Origin of the sequence: Kribbella alba (assembly GCF_039529635.1) — a bacterium.
In the GTDB taxonomy this organism is placed as follows: Bacteria; Actinomycetota; Actinomycetes; order Propionibacteriales; family Kribbellaceae; genus Kribbella; species Kribbella alba.
This window is the reverse complement of the sequence record NZ_BAAANE010000003.1, coordinates 98,904-116,530: the sequence shown is the minus strand read 5'-3', so window position 1 is coordinate 116,530 and position 17,627 is coordinate 98,904. Positions and strand designations below refer to the sequence as shown.

The following is a 17,627-nucleotide window of genomic DNA, read 5'->3' as shown; positions in this document are numbered from 1 at the left end:
CGGCCGTACCATGTCCCGATGATCTTCGCTCCTGGTCGATCGATCACCCGCCGCGACGTCCACCTCAACGGGATGATCGCCGCGGTGCAGACCACGCGGGTCGTGCGCGACGACGCGGAGGCGCTGCTCACCTGGACCGCGGCCGGATCGGACTGCATGCTGCGCGGCACTCGGGACGGCGCGTCGATCCGGAAGATGTCGCTGGCGGAGCGGGACCGTACGCCGTCCATGCTCTGGCCGCGGCGCTGGGAAGGCCGGCACGTGCTGATCCGCACCGAACCCGAGGCCGACCATTCGGTGTGGTGGTTCTTCGACCTGGAGATGCGCTTCGAAGGGTGGTACGTGAACCTGGAGTCCCCGGTCCGCCGCTGGTCGGCCGGGACCGACATCCTCGATCACGCGCTCGACATCCTGGTCGCGGCCGATCGCAGTTGGTCGCTGAAAGACGAGGACGAGCTGGCCGAGCGCGTCGACCATCCGGCGTACTGGACGGCAGCCGAGGCGGACGGCATCCGCGCCGTTGGCGAGCGCATCATCGGCGACATCGAGGCCGGCCGGTTCCCGTTCGACGGCCGGTACACGGATTTCCGTCCCGATCCGTCGTGGGAACCGGCCGACCTGCCCCCATACTGGGACGCCGAGGTGGCCTCCCGCTGATCGTCAGTGCCAGTCGCTGATCCGGACGTCGTCCGGCGCCGGCGCGCCGTGCCAGTCTCGACCAGATCCTCGAGGCTCATCAGGAAGATGGCGCACTTGGTGCTTCAGTGGACATGAACTCGACCGGCTCGGCCCAGCCGCGAGGCGCGAACAGCCGGACGGTGTAGTCGTCGCAGCCGCGGTTGGAACGCCAGAGGGTCTCGGCAGCGCGTGCGGGCTGGGAGTCGATGGCTGCGCGGTCGGGGTGGCCGTGTAACCCTCGCCGATACGGACTCGTTCCCGCAGCGCGTCGAGCAGGTCGATGGTCGCGCCGGCGGCTGCCCAGGTGGCGAAGAAGTTGTAGACCGTGGACCACGGCGGAAAAGTCGACCGGCATCGCCAGCCACTTGAATCCAGTCAGGAACAGGCACTAAGAGAGTTCAAGCTCATACCTTGACGCGGTAGAGCCGTCAGGGTCTCGGCTCGTCGACTGGAGTCGCCTTCAGATCTTCGGCGCAACGTATTCCTGCCACGATGGTGGCCCCTGACACGCTGAACAAGGCCACGATCATCCAGCCTGCCATCCGTAGATACGGTTCGCTGGTGACGAGGGCGGTCGTGGTCGCCCATACCATCGAGATGCCCAGAAAGGTGAACACGAACGCTGTGCGGGCCACCCCGAGCGGCTTCGCCTGCCGCCGCGCGAGTAGTAGCGGCAGTCCGCGGGCCGGCATCGCGTAGCCGACGGACACGAAAGCCATGGCTGCTGCGACAGCGAGAATCAGAGGGGCGTCGGTCACCACCGCTACCCCAGCAAGCCCCGCAGCAAGAACGACACCCAGCAGAAGCACCAGTACCTTTTCCGACACAGCGCAGACGGTACCGGCGAACCTCGCCCAACCGCCAGACCGCCGACCAAGGCCGCCTGCGCCAAGGGTCGGCAAAAATGGACGATCAGCCAGGTGTCGATGCGCAGTTGGGTGTGCTGGGCCATCTCGGCGTCCTGGTCCCAGGCCAGCGACTTGCGGAGTCGCTCGGGCAGCGTGGTGATCGAGGTGGTGCTGGCATCGCGGACGGCAGTCACCGCCGGCGGGCGGTCGGGCCGGTAGTGGCGGGATTCGCCAGCTGGCGATATCGGACAAGCGCCTCATCTAGACATCGCCCGCCCCACAAGCTTTAACTCTGATCGTCCACGCCAAGTATTCGTTGATCGGGCCGCTTTGACCGAGAACGCGTCCTGGTGTCCCTTTTGACCTGTGAACCTGTACTGGTGCCCTTCAGGCCGCCTTTGAGGTTTTGGTGTCTCTTTCCTTCATCAAATGGAGCCGCTTTGCCAACCCCATTTTCCCGCAGATCGAAGCTGATCGCTTTCGGGTCTGCACTGGCGATCCTGACGGCCATCCCGTCGTCATTCGCCGCCGCGTCGGCCACCACGCCCGGGGCGACGAACGCGTCGGATGCCGCCGGAGCCCATCCTGCCCTGCAACGCACCGTCACCCTGATCACCGGGGACACGGTCACCGTCACCACCGCCGCCGACGGCACCGAGAACCGGGAGGTCACGGGACCGCACGGTGAAGCCGTCGGGTTCAAGATCCACCAGGTCGGGAAGGACACCTACGTCTACCCCGACTCCGCCCTGCCGTACGTCTCTGCCGGGCGCCTGGACAAGGGACTGTTCGACGTCACCGAGCTCCTCGCCGACGGTTACGATGACGCGCACACCGACCATCTCCCTCTGCTCGTCAGCTATACCGGCAGCGCCGCCTTCGCCCGCGCCCAAGCGCTTCCCGCTGGAGTCGCGAAGACCCGCACCCTCAGCAGCATCCAGGGCGCCGCACTGACCGAGAGCCACGACCACGCCGCCGACTTCTGGTCCGGGCTCACCAGAGCGGCCGGCGGGCAAAGTACCGCACGCCTCACCAGCGGCGCCCAGCCCTCCTTCACCGATGGCATCGCCAAGGTGTGGCTGGACGGGAAGGTCAAGGCCACTCTGGCCGACACCACCGCGCAGATCGGCGCCCCGGAGGTATGGGCGGCGGGAAACACCGGTAAGGGTGTCGACGTCGCCGTGCTGGACACCGGCGTGGACAACAGCCACCCGGACCTGGCGGACCGCATCGCCGGCTCGGCCAGCTTCGTGCCCACCGAGGGCGTCTTCGACGACTACCTAGGCCATGGCACGCACGTCGCCTCCATCATCGCCGGCACCGGCGCCGTCTCTGGCGGAAGAGAGAAGGGCGTCGCCCCCGATGCCCGCCTGCATATCGGCAAGGTGCTCGCCGCGGAATGCGACGGCAATGATTGCGGTGGCCAAGGCCAAGTCTCGTGGATCCTGGCGGGCATGGAGTGGGCCGCGCGCGACCAGCACGCCAAGATCATCAACATGAGTCTCGGAGGCGGCCCGACCGACGGCACCGACCCGATGAGCGAGGCCGTCAACAAGCTCAGCGCGGAGACCGGCGCGCTCTTCGTCATCGCGGCGGGCAACAGCGGTCTCCCGAACACCGTCGGCTCGCCGGGCGCCGCGGACGCCGCACTGACCGTCGGCGCCGTGGACAGTTCCGACCAGCTCGCCGGCTTCTCCAGCCAGGGCCCGCGCGTGGGCGACTTCGGGCTCAAGCCGGAACTCACCGCACCGGGAGTCGACGTGCTGGCGGCCCTTTCCCACCGAGCCGCGCAGCCGGGCAACGACGGCCCCTACACGACGATGAGCGGCACCTCGATGGCCGCCCCGCACGTCGCGGGAGCCGCCGCGCTGCTGGCCGCAGCGCACCCGGACTGGACTGGCCAACAGCTCAAAGATGCCCTGATCAGCTCCACCAAGGCCACCCCGCAGTACACCCCCTATGAGGCCGGGGCCGGCCGCCTGGACGTCGCGGCCGCTGTGCGGGACACGGTGTTCGCGACCGGCAGCGCTTACGCCGGCTACCACCTGTGGCCACACGAGCCCGGTGAGAAGCACGACAAGGAGGTGACCTACACCAACACTGCCGACGCCCCGGTCACCCTCAATCTGGCGGTCAACGTGCCTGATGCGCCTGCGGGTCTGTTCACCCTGTCCGCCACGCAGGTCACCGTGCCCGCGCACGGCACCAGCAAGGTCACCTACACGGCCAACCTGGACAAGGCCCCTGTGGGCAGCGACTTCAGCGGCATGATCAACGCCTCCGACACCAACGGCAAGGTCCTCGCCCGCACTCTCATCGGGGTGGGCAAGGAATCGGAGCGCTACAGCATTTCGGTCACCGCCAAGGACCGCAGCGGCGAGCCGCTCTCCGGACTGCTCCTCGTGGCGGGCAAGAACTTCTCCAACTTCTACAGGATCGATGAGTCGGGCACGCTCGACGTCCGGCTGCCGGTCGGCACGTACGCTGCTTTCCTCCAGGCCGACGTGCAGGGCACACACGGCCCGCACTCCCTCGGCGTAGCGCTGCTGAGCGCTCCCGAGATCGTCCTGGACCGGGATCGCGCGGTCACGCTGGACGCCTCGGCCGCCCGGCAGGTCAGGGCCGTCGTTCCCAAGGAGACCACCGACTCAACTGACCACATGGAGTTCTACCGATACTTCGGTTCCGACCAATACATCATGGGCACCGCGGGCACCTTCATGCCCGGGTACGACAGCATGTGGGCGCTGCCCACGGGCAAGAAGGTCACCAACGGCGACTTCTTCTTCGGCGCGCGCTGGCGCAAGGAGGAGCCTGCACTGACTGTGGCCTCCGGCAAGCGGAGCTTCGACGACCTCAGGTTTCAGCGAGGTTCGACGCCGCTTCCCGATGGACGGATGACCCTCGATGCGGTCTTCGCCGGTCAGGGCGCCCCGGCCGACTACGCCGGACTACGGGCCGAGGGCAAGATCGTCGTGGTGCGCCGCAACGACAGCGTCGTACTGGAGCAGCAGGAGGCGGCGGCCGCACAGGCCGGCGCACGGCTGCTGCTGGTCGTCAACGATGGAGCGGGCCGGCTGGCGCCCTGGGCCAGGCAGCCCATCAGCTCCCTTCCGTCCCTTCCGCCTGTCTCAGCTGCCACCCTCACCCAGGACGAGGGCGAGGAGCTGATCACCCAGATCCAGCACGGCAAGACCCCGCTGACCCTGGTCTCCAGCCGCGTCACGGACTATCTCTACGACCTTGTCCGTCACTACGTCGGCGCGGTACCCGACGACCTGACCTACCGGCCGGCAGAGGCGGACTTGGCCCGCGTCGACGTCTCCTTCCGCAACTACCAGCAGGACAGGGCGATCGAATACCGCTCGGACATCTGGCAGGGAATCACGACAGGCCCCTCTTTCCTCAACGAGGCTCCCGCCCAGGGTGAGCGCACCGACTGGGTCTCTGCCGGCACGGACATCCAGTGGAGGGAGAGGGCCGAGCTCCTCGGTGAAGTCCAGGAGACGGCCGCGGGGGTGGGCTACAAGGCGGGCACCACCCGCGACCTTCACTGGTTCGGCCCGATCCAGCGTCCCCGCCTCGACAACCGGACAGGGGTGCAGAAGAGGACCGATGACGAGATCTACGCCGATGTCCCCGGCTGGGGGGACTCCGGTGCGGGCCACGTGGGCAGCACCTTCAGCAACCCCCTGGTCACGAACACGGTGAAGCTGTACCAGGGAGACACGCTCCTGCAGCTGGGCTCGGACTCGGTAGGGGTCCAGGGACTCAGCCCCCAGCGCCTTCCCTACCGGCTCGTCTCGGAGAACTCCCGGGGCGACTGGACGAACCCGTACTCCACCAGCACGCGGACCGAGTGGGGGTTCACCTCGGCGGCCGGCGAGACCGGCACGTCCGCGACCCTGCCGTTGATCCAGCTCGACTACAAGGTCGACACCAACACTGCGGGCAAGGCACGCCGGAACGCCGACCTCGTGGTCACTCCCTCCCACCTCCCAGGAGGACCGAGCTCCAAGGCGATCGGCGTCGTCACGCTTGACGTCTCCTACGACGACGGCGCCACCTGGCAGCGGGCAGCGCTAAACCACGTCGGTGACGGCTGGAAGACCGTACTGCGCGCCCCGGCCCACGCGCCGTACGTCACCCTGCGCGCCTCCGCGCACGACAACCAGGGCAACAGCATCATCCAGAGCATCACCCGCGCCTTCGGGCTGAAGTAACCACTCCTAGTACGTCGCTCGGGCGGGGCCGCTATCAGCGGTCCCGCCCGAGCGACGTCTGCGGCGGCAGCACTGGGCTGGGCAGGCATCGACGATCTGACTGCGGCGCAGCAGGGAGTTTGTGATGTTGCGGGGACGGGCCCGGACTGCCAGCACTCACCAACCTGCGGGTCCTGGTCGCGAGCAGGCCTACGCACGCTCGGCTGGAGGCTCAGCCGCGGTTGATCAGTGTTGGCGCTCCGGGGCTCACGATCCCGCCGAAACCACGCCGCCAGTGATCAGCACCCGACTCGGTGGTGCGCAGCGGTCACGAAGCGGTGACCTTGAACACCAAACAGGGACCGCGGACACGAAATAACGTGTACAAGGTCCCCACTACCTGTCCCAGGCCCCCACTCTTGGTCAGGGCCGCACCCCCACCCCCCAGCCCTCCGCGGCCCACTGCCGAAAGGCATCATCACGAACTACGGCTGCCGTACTTGTACAGGCAGGCGAACTGAGCCCGCAACCGGTTGATCGTTCCAGGCGGCTTGTCCGGCTCGCCTGCGTGCGGAATCGTCAGAGGCAGATAAGGCCGGCCTGACCGAAGTCGCCGTCGGCGATCGGGCCCGGTTGGCGCTTCGAACGGACACCCGCCGGCGGACAAAGATGAGCGAATTCGCCGTTGCACCTGGCATCGGTGCTTCACCGACGAAATCGGCACGCCGACATCCAATGGAACGAACTGGCCCCGCGGAAGAGGATCTCCCGCGGGGCCAGCTCGCTTATTTTCGGCTAGTACTTGAAGTGCTGGATCTGCCTGCCGTCACCGGAGATGGTCCACCCGGTGCGGGTGGCCGGATCGAGCTGCATCGGCTGGTTGTCTATGTCCACACCGGGGTTGATGAGCGAATAAGAAGGATCGGGGTTGAAGTGGCCGCCCCAGAAGCCGGTGAAGAAATTGAAGTTCGAGACCGCGGACACGGTATTTCCGGTGGCCAGGTCGACGACGTCGGCCTGGCTGGTCGCGTTGTTGTCCCCCGCCGCGGCCGATGACAGGAAAGGGAGCAGCGCGAGATGCTGCCTCGAGTCGATGACGAGGCCGATCGATGGCTGGCCTGGGCGCGCCACTATCGGGGTGAGGGCATTCATGGTGTCGCCGGCGAACCCTGAGAGCGTTGCGACGGGCGGGAGGAACCGGCTGAACGGCGTACGCAGGGTGTCCTCATACACCTGGTTGGCGCCCTCGTCGACGTCGAGGCCGCCGACACAGAGACCGGCGACGGCTGGGGTCTGCACGCCCGAGTCCAGGTTCAGGGAGATGAGTGCGCTCAGGCCCGAACTGCTGCACAGGCCGACCGTCCTGGAAAGGTAGACCTGGCCGGTCGTCCGATTCATGGCGATGCCGTGGTACTGCCCGGTTGACTGCACGGTCGGGTCGGTATCAACCTCGATAGGCGTGCCGACTGATCCGGTGGAGAGGGCCAGCGGCAGCAGGATGTCGGCATTGTCGCTGGTCCGGTGGGCCAGAACGGCGGCCCGGTGGCGGATCGTGTCGACCCGCCCGCCAAGAGCGGTGTACTGGCAGTCGCTGGAGACTTCGCTGACCAGTTTCGTGGTGAGCGTGTCGTAGGTCTGCAATGACGACGGGTTAGCCGCCGAGCACGGTATCCCGAACGGACCCCAGTTGATCCAGTGCAGTACCAGGAGTCGGTGGATACCGGCGTCGATGCCGATGATCTGGTAGCCGCTCTGGTAGAGCGTTGGCGGGTCCGTGGCGAACGTCCGGCCGTAGGTGCCGGTCGCGGCGTCGTACTCGCGCAGGGACTCTCCGCCGGTCGTCGGGTCGAAGACCGCGGCGGCGGAGGTGCCGCCGGGCTGTATGGCGAAGCTGGAGATCTGACCACCGTCAGGGGCCAGTCCGTCGTCGAGGGTCAGCATCGAGGTTGCCGACGCCTGCCCGACCACCTTTCCGTTGCGGTCGGTCGGGAACACCCGGATGCTGTAGTTCAGCGAACCGGCGAGCCCGAGCTTCACCGCGTCGAGGGCGACGGTGCCGCTGCTGGTGGGCAACTGTTGGTAGACGACGGACCCGGTGTCCACCCCGTCGTGGTCACGGACCGTGCCATTGGCGTTGGTGACCGTGTTGAGCGAGTTGTACACGGTGGGTGCCGCCGGGGCAGAAATCTCGAAGGCCGCGCCGGCCGCGCCGCGTACGTCGTAGCGCAGTTTGAACCCGGGCGCGGTCTTGGGGATCTCCACGACGTGCCCGAACTGGTTGCTCCCGGCAACCGCAAGGGTCGGTGCCGCCGGGCGCTGTGCCGGTGTCCCGCCGGCTACCCGGATCGCGGTGAACTCGCCGAACACGGGTCCGTTGTGGAGTCCTGCGGTTCCGGTGATGAGGCCGATTCCGTACATGCCGCCACCACCGTCGAACGCGGTTGCCGGGATGGTCACGTCACCGGACAAGCCGGTCAGCGGGGCCGTGTAGGCGGCGGTGAACAACGGCGCCGCCGCCGGGCTCCAGTGCCCGACCGTCGACACGACCACCCGGGGTGAGCTCACGTTCCGCACGCCGGTGAGGTCGTAATGCACCGTCACCGGGCTGCCGGCCTTCACCGTGGCGGGCGCGACCGGAGCGAGCGCCTCGAGGTAGGTACCGTCGGTGGGACCGAACACGAGCGGCTGGTGCGCGGAGGCGAGCAGCTGCCCTGCGGAGCGGACCTCGAAGGTGAGCTGGAGGGTCCGGTCAGTGGTCGACACGAGCGGCAACCCGGCCGCCTGCAGCATCTGCTTCGGCATCAGCCGAACCGCCGGAACCTGGGAGTGGAACTCGTGACCCCCGATGCGCAGCACGTAGTCCGGCTTCTTGCCTTTGGGTAGACCTGTCACATCCGCACCGATGGTGACCGGTCCGTTCAAGCCCGCACCGGTGTCCTGGCCTGGGAGGTTCGAATCGGCCAGGTCGATCCGATCCGGATCGGTGTACTCGGTGAATTGGCCGCCAAGGTTGCTGATCGTTTGCCGATGGGCAACCGACAGCCGCACGATGCTGGTGGATGACGCAGCCGATCCGCTGTCGCCTTGAGCATTCTGTGCCTGGTGCTGTCCGTGCGCGTCACCGAGGACCGCGCTGACGGCCGCGGTGATGTCGATCTGGCGGCCGACGTTGAGCGGCTGGTCGATCTGCGGTGGAGTGGCCACCTCACGGCCGGTGTTCTCCAGCAGCGAGCGCACGTCCTCGGGGCTCATCGACTTGCCGGTGAGCTTGGCTGTCTGCAGCACGACCGCGGCCGCGGCCGCGGTCATCGGCGCCGAGGCGGACGTTCCGCCGCTCAGCACCGGTACGACTTCCTGCGGCGTGACCGGGTGCTCCGGGGCCGCCCTCTTGTGTTCGTAGACCGCGATCCCATCACTGGGTGCGGACACGTTGATCCGGCTGCCGAACCCGGAGGAGAAGTTGCCGCCCCCGTTGGTGCGCGTGGTCGCGAACGTCGGATTCTGCGACAGCGGTCCACCGGTCTGCGGTGAGACCGACGCTATGTCGTCCAAGGTGGTGCCGCCGACCGCGATCGCGCCGCTGTCGAGGACCTGGCTCGGCGTTGTCGAGGTCTGGTCGTCGTTGATGTCGGTCGTCGCACCCGGCTGGCGGGTGGTGTTGGTGGCGGTGCTTCCCCCGTCGGGGCCGACCGCGGCAGGCGTGAACAGCCGGGTGCCGTCGTTGGAGGAGATGGTTACGACGATGTGGTACTGCTGCACGATCGAGGCGATCACCGTTTGGATGATCGGGTCGTCTTCGAGGTAGCGGCTGGGAAAGCCGAACGCGTCGGTGCCGAAGCCGAGGCTAGCGGTGATCACGTCGGGGCGCGGGTTCTGCTGGGCGGCGGCCAGCAACGCGGCCGCGATCTGGTCGAAGGTCGGTTGCTGCGGCACCACCAGGCGGTACTGCGCGCCCGGAGCGATGCCGAGCAGGTCGGTCACGCCGCTGCCCAGGTTGGACGGGCGCTGCAGGTTGTGCGGTAGCGGTGCCATCACGCCGAAGTCGAGCATCACCTCCCCCAGCAACGGATCCTCGTTCTCGGTCGACCCGAGCGGGTCCAGCCGGCCGCTGGGCCCTGCGGTGTACGTCGGGATCAGCGGCATGGAGGGCAGGTCCAGGTACCGCTGGCCGTTCTGGACAATCGTCGTCGGCCCGAACCCCTGCACGTAGCTGTCGCCGGCGTCGGCCATGCTCTGATCGGTCAGATCACCGACCGACACATTGGTGATCAGCTCACCCGTGCCGGGCAGCTGTCCGAACCGGTTCTGCAACAGGCTGTAGGCGCCCATCGCGTTGGTGCCACCGGCGTTCAGGAAGCTCTGCAGGGACGAGGTCAGGCCGAAGTTGGTCGGCAGCCCGGTCCCCGGCGCGGTCGGCGGCTTCGTGTTCGCCTGCAGGCCACGCAGTGTGTTCTGGGCGTCGTTGGCGACCGAGGACGGCAAGGGTGACGCGGGTGTGGACATGGTCGTGACCTGTAGGTCCGGCCGAGCCGAGGTCACACCGGAGGTGGCATCGAGGATTTTCGCTGCCGCGTCCGCGTCACCACCCTTGAGGTGTACCAGCACCATCTTCGACAAATCAGGTGCGCCGGCGCCGAGACGGCCACGGGCACTCGCGGTCAGCCGGGCGGCATCGACGGCCGGCAGATCCGGGAACATCGGCTGCACCGACGCCGCGCCGACCTTGGCCAACGCCGAGTTGACGCCGGCGTTCGAGGTGACCGGGGCGCGGGTACCGAAGGCCCGCTTGCCAACCACCGGGGCGCCGGTGACTGCCGTGGCGTCGGACAGGACGGCCACCACGTCGGTAGGCGCCTTCTGGTACGGCGACTGGGTGAACGCCGCCCGGACCTGGTCATCGCTCGGGCCCACCAAGGGGCCGAGCCCGGAACTACCCTGCGGGACAACCAACTTCTTGATACCCAGCACCCTGCCCTGTGCCGAAGTAAGGGTGGCCGTGCCGTCCGGGGCGACGCTGATGGTTCCCCCGTCGGGCATCGGCACCTTCTTGGTGCCGTCCGACTGCTGCTGCTCGGCGGGGGTGGGCGAGGGTGATGCGGGAGCGGGCGCAGCGGCTGCAGGGCCGACGAGGACGCTGCCGGCGACTGTGGTGATGGTGACGAGTGGAACGAGCAAGGCGCGAAATGGGATGGCCTTTGAGCGGAGCATGACGCCACTTTCTGACGGTGGGGGCCTGAGAGGCGGGTCAGCCGCAACGACGGCGGCCTACCGGTGGTCGGGACAACATCACAGGACAGCGCCGCGTGACGCAAGAATTTCACCGTGACCAATAGTCGCCACCTGGCCGATCATCGCCACGACAACCAGAAGCTCAACGCGATCGGCATCCCGAGACGGTGACGGCCAGATCTACACCGCACTGATCAGGCATCCGCGGACCACAGCCCCCGATCCTGGCCTGCTCCCCCAGCGTCCACCGAAGCGGGAACGGTTCATAGGCGGGTGGCTCGAGTCAGGAGGTACCGCTGTTCGGCGCTGTTGATGGTTAGTTTGGCGGCCTCGCGATAGGTAGTGACGGCGGCTTCGAGCTGGCCGTCGAGCTCGAGCAAGTGCGCGCGGACTGCGGAATAGCGATGGTTGCGCGCGAGCCGCTCGTCGGCCTTCAGCGTGTCGAGAAGCGCGAGGCCGGCGGCGGGGCCGTGCACCATGGCGGTCGCGACAGCGCGGTTGAGCGTGACGACCGGGCCCTCGAGCATCGGTTCGAGCAGGTGGTAGAGACCGAGAATCTGCCGCCAGTCAGTGTCGTCCGAATGCCTGGCCTCGTCGTGTACTGCGGCGATCGCGGCCTGCAGCTGATACGGCCCGAGCTCGGTCGACGACATCGCCCGCGTCACGAGCGCGACTCCCTCGGCGATCGCGGACTGATCCCACAACTCGCGATCCTGCTCGGCCAACGGAACCAGCGCACCCGCCGGCGTAGTACGAGCAGCACGCCGGGCATCGGTGAGCAGCATCAGCGCAAGCAGCCCGGACACCTCACCGTCATCGGGCAGGATCCCGTGCAGCATCCGCGCCAGCCGGATCGCCTCCGTCGCAAGCTCGACTCGCTGCAGCGACTCCCCCGCCGTACCGGTGTATCCCTCGTTGAAGATCAGATACAGCACCTGCAGTACTGCGGCCAGCCGCTCCCCGTACTCCGCGGGCGCACGGAAGGGTGTTCCCCGGACCTTCTGCTTGGCTCGGCTGATCCGCTGTCCCATCGTCGCCTCGGGTGTCAGCAGCGCATAGGCGATCTCGGCGGTGCTGAGGCCACCCACCGCCCGCAACGTGAGCGCGATCTGCGACGAAGTCGTCAGATCCGGGTGACAACAGAGGAACAGCAACGTCAGCGAGTCATCGGTATCAGGCACAGCGGGTGAACCGGCAGAGACGAAGACCGCCTCTTCCCGCTCCCGGCGGGACTGTTCACTCCGCAGGATGTCGATCAGCCGACGGGAAGCCACCCGGATCAGCCAGGTCCGCGGCTCTTCGGGAACGCCGTCCTCGGGCCATTGCCGGGAGGCCGCCACGAGTGCTTCCTGGACGGCGTCCTCACAGGACTCGAAATGCCCGTACCGCCGGACCAGCGCTCCGAGGACCTGCGGCGCCAACTCGCGCCACAGCTCCTCGGACCGTGGAACCTCGGACATCAGCTCGGCGGGCCCTGCATGATCGGACGGACCTCGACCGTGTCACCGACTGCCTCGACGATGCTCGCGGCGATCTCCATCGCGCGGTCGTGGCTGTCGCAGTCCACGATCGCGAGGCTGGCGAGCACCTCCTTCGACTCCGCGAACGGTCCCTCGCTGGCCACCGGACCATCGGCGGTCCTCCGGATCGTCCGGGACAACGCGGGATGTGCCAGGCCCTCGGTCGTCAGCAGTTCTCCCGAGGCGGTGAGCTCATTGCTCAGATCCTCGTAGAACTTGCACGCGGCAAGGAACTCCGGGCTGGTCACGTCCACGGTGTCCCAGTCAGCCTGGTTGCCATAAGCAAGTAGCAGGTACTTCACCGTAGCTCCCCTCAGCTCCTGACCATCGTCGCGTGGTAGCCGCCGCCAGGGTAGACCCAGTCGCCGGTCAGGCGATCTCCGTCGGCGCTGAACTCGCCGCGGAAGTACCCCGGCGAGCCCTTGTAACCACCCCAGATGGTCAGCACGTCACCCTCCAGCTCGTACACGTAGTCGAGCGTGTTCCCGTTGGTGTCGTAGACGCGGGACTTGATCTCGGTCCCCGGCTTCTCGCCGAACGGGTGCTCCCGGCCGATGATCTCCGTCATCCGCACCACGTGGCCGTCGTGCAGGAGGTCGCCGCGCTGGATCAGGAAGAACCCGCCTTCCATCCACTCGAAACTGGTCGTGCCGGTCGCCCCACCCGACACCTCCCACTTCCCCACCAGCCGCCCCAACCGCTGCAGCTCGTCGGTCTCGTCGGCGAGCAAAGTCTTCTCGTTCATTTCAGGGTCCTTTCTCGGCAGGCTTGCTGACACCGGTACCTCGGACCCGACCAGCGCCTTTCTACATCCGCCACGAGCTATTTTCTCCGGAACAGGCCGCGCACCAGCCCCGGCGTGATGTGCCCGTTCGCAAGGCCGATTTCGACCAGGTCGTCGAAGACGTGCTGATCCTCCGCCGATGCCTGGATTCCCAGGTCGAGGATTCGCCCGGACCGGCACAGCTGAGCCGTGAGCGCGGTGTGGCGCAGGTGCCGGCCAAGCAGCCGTCCGGCTTCCCGCCGGTACGTCGAGCCCGCGCTGGCGTCGCCCGCACCGATCGCGGCTGCGGCGGCTCGGCCGGCGAGCAACCCCGTGGCCACCGCGTAGTAGATGCCCTCACCAGTCATCGGATTGATCAACCCGGCTGCGTCTCCAACCAGCATCACCCTGCCCGAGGCCGGACGCCAGGACCACGTGGACAAGGGCAGATGATGCGCTCGCCAGTTCGAGCCACCGTCGGTCGCGCCCGGCAGCAACTCGTCGAGCCGGGTGAGGAGCTCCGCCCGGGTCGGATGCGCTCGCGCCGCGGACAACTGCTCGCCGTACCCGACGTTCGACAGTCCGTCCCCACGGTCGAAGGACCACGCGTACGACGGTTGGCGGCCCAACCCGAACACGATCACCTGACGGGCCGCACGTCCCGGCGGCGTGGGCGCATATCCCCGAATGGCCAAGGCGACCGGACCACCCGCGGCGCCGAGCGAACGCCGTACGACGGAATTCGCGCCATCCGCACCGACCACGAACTGGCCGACCAGGTCGTCCACCCGCACCGAAGCCCGCAGTACGTCGAGCTCTCGGGCGCGATGTCGGACGAGGTGAGCCCCCGCAGCCTGGGCGGCTTCGAGAAGCCGCTGGTCGAACACCTTCCTCGGCACCACCCAGGCCGGTCGCGCCATCTCACGGTCGACCGCGAGGCCGCCGCGGTGGAGCGAGAGGTGACGCACCGGCGTTCGGTCGTCGAGGAGGCCGGTGACGCCGACCTCGGCGAGCAGGTCGAGCACGTGCGGCGCGATCCCGTCACCACAGGCCTTGTCGCGAGGGAAGTCGTGCCGATCGAGCAGCAGCACCGACAAATTGGGATCGGCTGCCAACGCGCCCAGTGCCGTCGCCGCTCCGGCGGGGCCGGCACCCACCACGACCAAGTCCCAGACCAGCTTCACCGCCACCTCCTCGGCCAACGACCCCCAGTGTCACACCGGCTGCGATTGTCGGAGGCTAGTGGCAGAGTCTTCCCGCATCCTCCGCGAAGCCCTCACCGAGAAAGGGCTGTCTTTCGTGACCTGAACGACACCGCCCATTGGGCGCAAACTCAGAAAGTCGCTGCACCGACGAGTCCGCTCGAGCTGGCGCCAGCGAACGTGCGCGTTCGGCCGGGGTCAGCGTTCGGGCCGTCGGCCGTATTGGTGCGGCCGACGCGACGGCGGGACGGACGGCGTACGGCGTGGGCGGGGTGCGCGGCGGTCGGCGTGGCCGGTGCCTTCGGACCGCGGCGCGATCTCCCGCGGCTCGTCGAGGTCGACCACTCGCGGCGACGGCGGGACGAAGGTGGGCACCGGCTCCTCGAGCTCTGTCCCGTAGTACTCGTCCAGACCATCCAGGATCATCGTGTCCTCGTAGTCCGCCTGCACCACCTTTGTCGGCTTGGAACGCGTCGCGGCTTCGTCACGCAGCCGGGGTTTCGCCCCGTGCGCAACGGTTTCCTCGCTCAGCCGAGGTTTCGTCCCGCGCGCGGCCGCTTCCTTGCTCACCTTCGGCCGGACGACGGCCGGCGGCACGTAGACCTTCACCTTCTTGTTCGGCAGCTTCGTCTTGAGCTCGATCCCCAGCGTCGGGATCAGGTTGCCGATGACAACGATGGTGATCGCGACCGAGACCACGCTGCACCCGGCCAGCAGAACCGCCCGGCCACCGGCTGCCCAGTCCGAGGGCCCGGTCCGGCGCATCGTCGCGATCATCGCGACCACCACGAAGTTGGTGATGCCCACGGCAACCGTCGTGGCGACACTCCAGCCGAGCACCGGCCGTTCAAGCTCCACATCGTCGGCCGCCGCCATCAACCCGGCGATCAGCCCGGCCAGCACGGGAATCGCGTAGACGGCGGCCAGCTTGAGCCCGGGACTAGCGACCAGGTAGAACACGTCGAACACCAGCGCCGTACCGGCCAGGGCCGCCGCGAAGCAGCTCACCATCGGCGGGTAGGCCCGCACAATGGCGACCGCGTCGGCCGGCACTGTCCTGATCATCGGGTACTGCACGAGGTGGTTCTCCATCAATCGAAGCTGTGACCTCTCATTCTGCAGGTACCCCGCACCCACAGTCACAAGCGGCACACGCAGACGACATCCACCGTACGCCCGAGCGTTCGCTTTGCCCTGGGCAAATAGCCGCCCCCGGACCGAGTGCACGGCTGCCTGCGATCGAGAGCATGGCGACCGAGGTGGACGGCACCCGGCTCGCGGACGACCTGATCCACGTCATCTCTGTCAGCCGCAGCGCCGGTGGCGGCCCGCTCCGGCGAAGCTCGCTCTGGCGCCGCATCGACAGGCAAACGAAAGGCGCGCGACCGAGGTGGTCGCGCGCCATCCGGGTGGTGCTTGGATCAGGCCTTGAGGGCGATGCCTGCCATCAGGATCCGCTGGTACGGCTGCAGATCCTCGACCTCCGGCACCTCGGCGTCGGGGTTCTCGGGGAACCAGCGCGCCAGGAAGTCGAGACCGGGCGGCAGGAGCGGCAGACCGAGGAAGTGCTGCTCGATCCGCTCGGGGGTCCGGATCCAGCCGTTGCCCAGGCTCTCCAGACCGGCCTGCTCCATCGCCTTCTGCAGCGGCTCACCTGTGTCGACGAAGTCGGTGATGAACAGGTAGCTGCCAGGCGCCAATGCGTCCATCAACGTGCGGACCCACTCGTCCGGCTTCTCGTCGTCATGGAAGTGCATGTGGATGCCGACGATCATCAGCGCGACCGGACGGCTGAAGTCCAGGTGGTCCTGGATCTCCTTGTTCCCCAGGATGCCTTGCGGCTCCCGCAGGTCTGCCGTCACGACGATGGTGCTGTCGTTCGTCGCCAGCAGCGCCCGGCCGTGAGCCAGCACGATCGGGTCGACGTCGACGTAGACCACCTTCGCCTCAGGATTGATCTCCTGAGCCGCCTGGTGGGTGTTCTTCTGCGTCGGCAGACCGCTCCCGATGTCCAGGAACTGGTCGATCCCCGCTGATCGGACCAGATACTGCACGCCCTTGACCAGGGCTTCACGGTTCTCGATCGCACAACGACCGGCGTCCGGAACGTATTTCAGATAGGTCGCCGCACCCTCGCGGTCGGCGGCGAAATTGTCCTTACCACCGAGCAGGGCGTCATAGACGCGCGCGATGGTGGGTTGGGAAGTGTCGAACTCCGGAGGTGCTTCCGGGCCGTCGGGAGTCGCCATCGGCGCAGCCTTTGTTTGGTAGGGATTATTGTCGCGAGCCTAGTGCATTCGCAGACCAGTCAACGGCTGGATCACGCGCTGCGGGAGTGTCCAGCTGTGGATTCAACCAATCCCTGCCGGATCCCTGATCTCTCAACTACACAAGGCCTTTCGGTTGATCGTGAGCGGGTCATGTGACTGCCGATCCAGGTGCTACTTCCGGCCCAATGGGAACTGCGGCATTTTCAGATCCGGGCGCCGAATACTTCGCAGATACCGGATCCGCACATCGTGATCGGAGAAGGTCGATGCGCGCTGGTCGCGACACCGATTCCTGGTCGAGACCGGTGGGTTCCACGTTGCCGGGGCGAGGTGTTCCCGGCCGGGCGCCGGCGAGCAGCGACTGGATGCCGCCGACCTCCGTACTACGCACTGCCTGGCTGGACCTTCCCCGTGCGCGGCGCCCTCAATCTCATCACCGCCAGCGACCGCCACGCCGTACCCAACGGGCGTTTCAACACACTACGTAATGGACCGGACACAGGGCTCAGGAACGTGTACGATGCAAATGCAAGCCCAAATGCACGTGCATATGCCAAAGACGTACGGAAGGTGCAGCTGATGACTGCTATCTACAACGGCATGCCCGGCGACGCGATGAGCGAGCTGACCTGGCGGAAGAGTCAGCGGAGTGGCCCCAACGGCAACTGCGTAGAGGTAGCGAAGCTGCCGGGCGGCGGCGTGGCGATGCGGAACTCGCGTCACACCGACGGACCGGCGCTGGTCTTCACCAAGGCCGAGATCGAGGCATTCCTCGGAGGCGTTCACGACGGGGAGTTCGACGACCTCGCTTAGAGAATCACGAAAGCAAGAGGCCCCTTCACCAGGCGAGTGGTGAGGGGGCCTCTTAACGTCCGGACCGCCGGCACGACAAAGGCCGATCTCCGCACGGGAGAC

Annotated in this window: 11 protein-coding genes; 3 read left to right on the top strand and 8 right to left on the bottom strand. The window is 67.4% G+C overall.

Translation table 11 applies throughout. The features are described 5' to 3' along the window. Window positions 1–18 precede the first annotated feature (18 nt). Window positions 19–657 carry a ribonuclease FAU-1 family protein gene (locus tag ABD210_RS04855; protein ID WP_344109203.1) on the top strand — a complete coding sequence of 213 codons (639 nt, stop codon included), beginning with the start codon at window positions 19–21 and terminating at the stop codon, window positions 655–657. A 449-nt stretch (window positions 658–1,106) separates the two neighbouring features. On the opposite strand, the gene ABD210_RS04850 is transcribed toward ABD210_RS04855, so the two are convergent. Further along, window positions 1,107–1,505: a hypothetical protein gene (locus tag ABD210_RS04850; RefSeq protein ID WP_344109200.1), complete on the bottom strand. Its 399-nt coding sequence runs from the start codon at window positions 1,503–1,505 to the stop codon at window positions 1,107–1,109. Window positions 1,506–1,966: 461 nt separating this feature from the next. Here ABD210_RS04850 and ABD210_RS04845 point away from each other — a divergent pair, with 461 nt between their 5' ends. Beyond that, window positions 1,967–5,749, top strand: coding sequence for a S8 family peptidase (locus ABD210_RS04845; protein ID WP_344109198.1), 3,783 nt, complete (start codon window positions 1,967–1,969; stop codon window positions 5,747–5,749). A 774-nt stretch (window positions 5,750–6,523) separates the two neighbouring features. On the opposite strand, the gene ABD210_RS04840 is transcribed toward ABD210_RS04845, so the two are convergent. The 7 genes from ABD210_RS04840 to ABD210_RS04810 all read right to left on the bottom strand — a co-directional run bounded on the left by ABD210_RS04840 (window position 6,524) and on the right by ABD210_RS04810 (window position 16,691). Then, entirely contained in the window at window positions 6,524–10,936 is a 4,413-nt protein-coding gene (locus ABD210_RS04840; protein ID WP_344109195.1) for a S8 family serine peptidase, read from the bottom strand. A 284-nt stretch (window positions 10,937–11,220) separates the two neighbouring features. After that, window positions 11,221–12,417 carry an RNA polymerase sigma factor gene (locus ABD210_RS04835; RefSeq protein ID WP_344109193.1) on the bottom strand — a complete coding sequence of 399 codons (1,197 nt, stop codon included), beginning with the start codon at window positions 12,415–12,417 and terminating at the stop codon, window positions 11,221–11,223. After that, the gene (locus ABD210_RS04830) at window positions 12,417–12,779 is read right to left on the bottom strand and encodes a YciI family protein (RefSeq protein ID WP_344109190.1); all 363 of its coding nucleotides are present in this window, start codon (window positions 12,777–12,779) and stop codon (window positions 12,417–12,419) included. The genes ABD210_RS04835 and ABD210_RS04830 overlap by 1 nt, the downstream gene beginning before the upstream one ends. Before the next feature lie 11 nt (window positions 12,780–12,790). Next, window positions 12,791–13,222, bottom strand: coding sequence for a hypothetical protein (locus tag ABD210_RS04825; RefSeq protein ID WP_344109188.1), 432 nt, complete (start codon window positions 13,220–13,222; stop codon window positions 12,791–12,793). A 77-nt stretch (window positions 13,223–13,299) separates the two neighbouring features. Further along, window positions 13,300–14,424, bottom strand: coding sequence for an NAD(P)/FAD-dependent oxidoreductase (locus ABD210_RS04820; RefSeq protein ID WP_344109186.1), 1,125 nt, complete (start codon window positions 14,422–14,424; stop codon window positions 13,300–13,302). Between the two features lie 216 nt (window positions 14,425–14,640). After that, entirely contained in the window at window positions 14,641–15,534 is an 894-nt protein-coding gene (locus ABD210_RS04815; RefSeq protein WP_344109183.1) for a DUF2231 domain-containing protein, read from the bottom strand. Between the two features lie 329 nt (window positions 15,535–15,863). Continuing rightward, window positions 15,864–16,691 (bottom strand): SAM-dependent methyltransferase, encoded by an 828-nt coding sequence (locus ABD210_RS04810; RefSeq protein ID WP_344109181.1) that lies wholly within the window; start codon window positions 16,689–16,691, stop codon window positions 15,864–15,866. A 600-nt stretch (window positions 16,692–17,291) separates the two neighbouring features. Here ABD210_RS04810 and ABD210_RS04805 point away from each other — a divergent pair. Further along, the gene (locus ABD210_RS04805; protein ID WP_344109179.1) at window positions 17,292–17,525 is read left to right on the top strand and encodes a DUF397 domain-containing protein; all 234 of its coding nucleotides are present in this window, start codon (window positions 17,292–17,294) and stop codon (window positions 17,523–17,525) included. Window positions 17,526–17,627 lie beyond the last annotated feature (102 nt).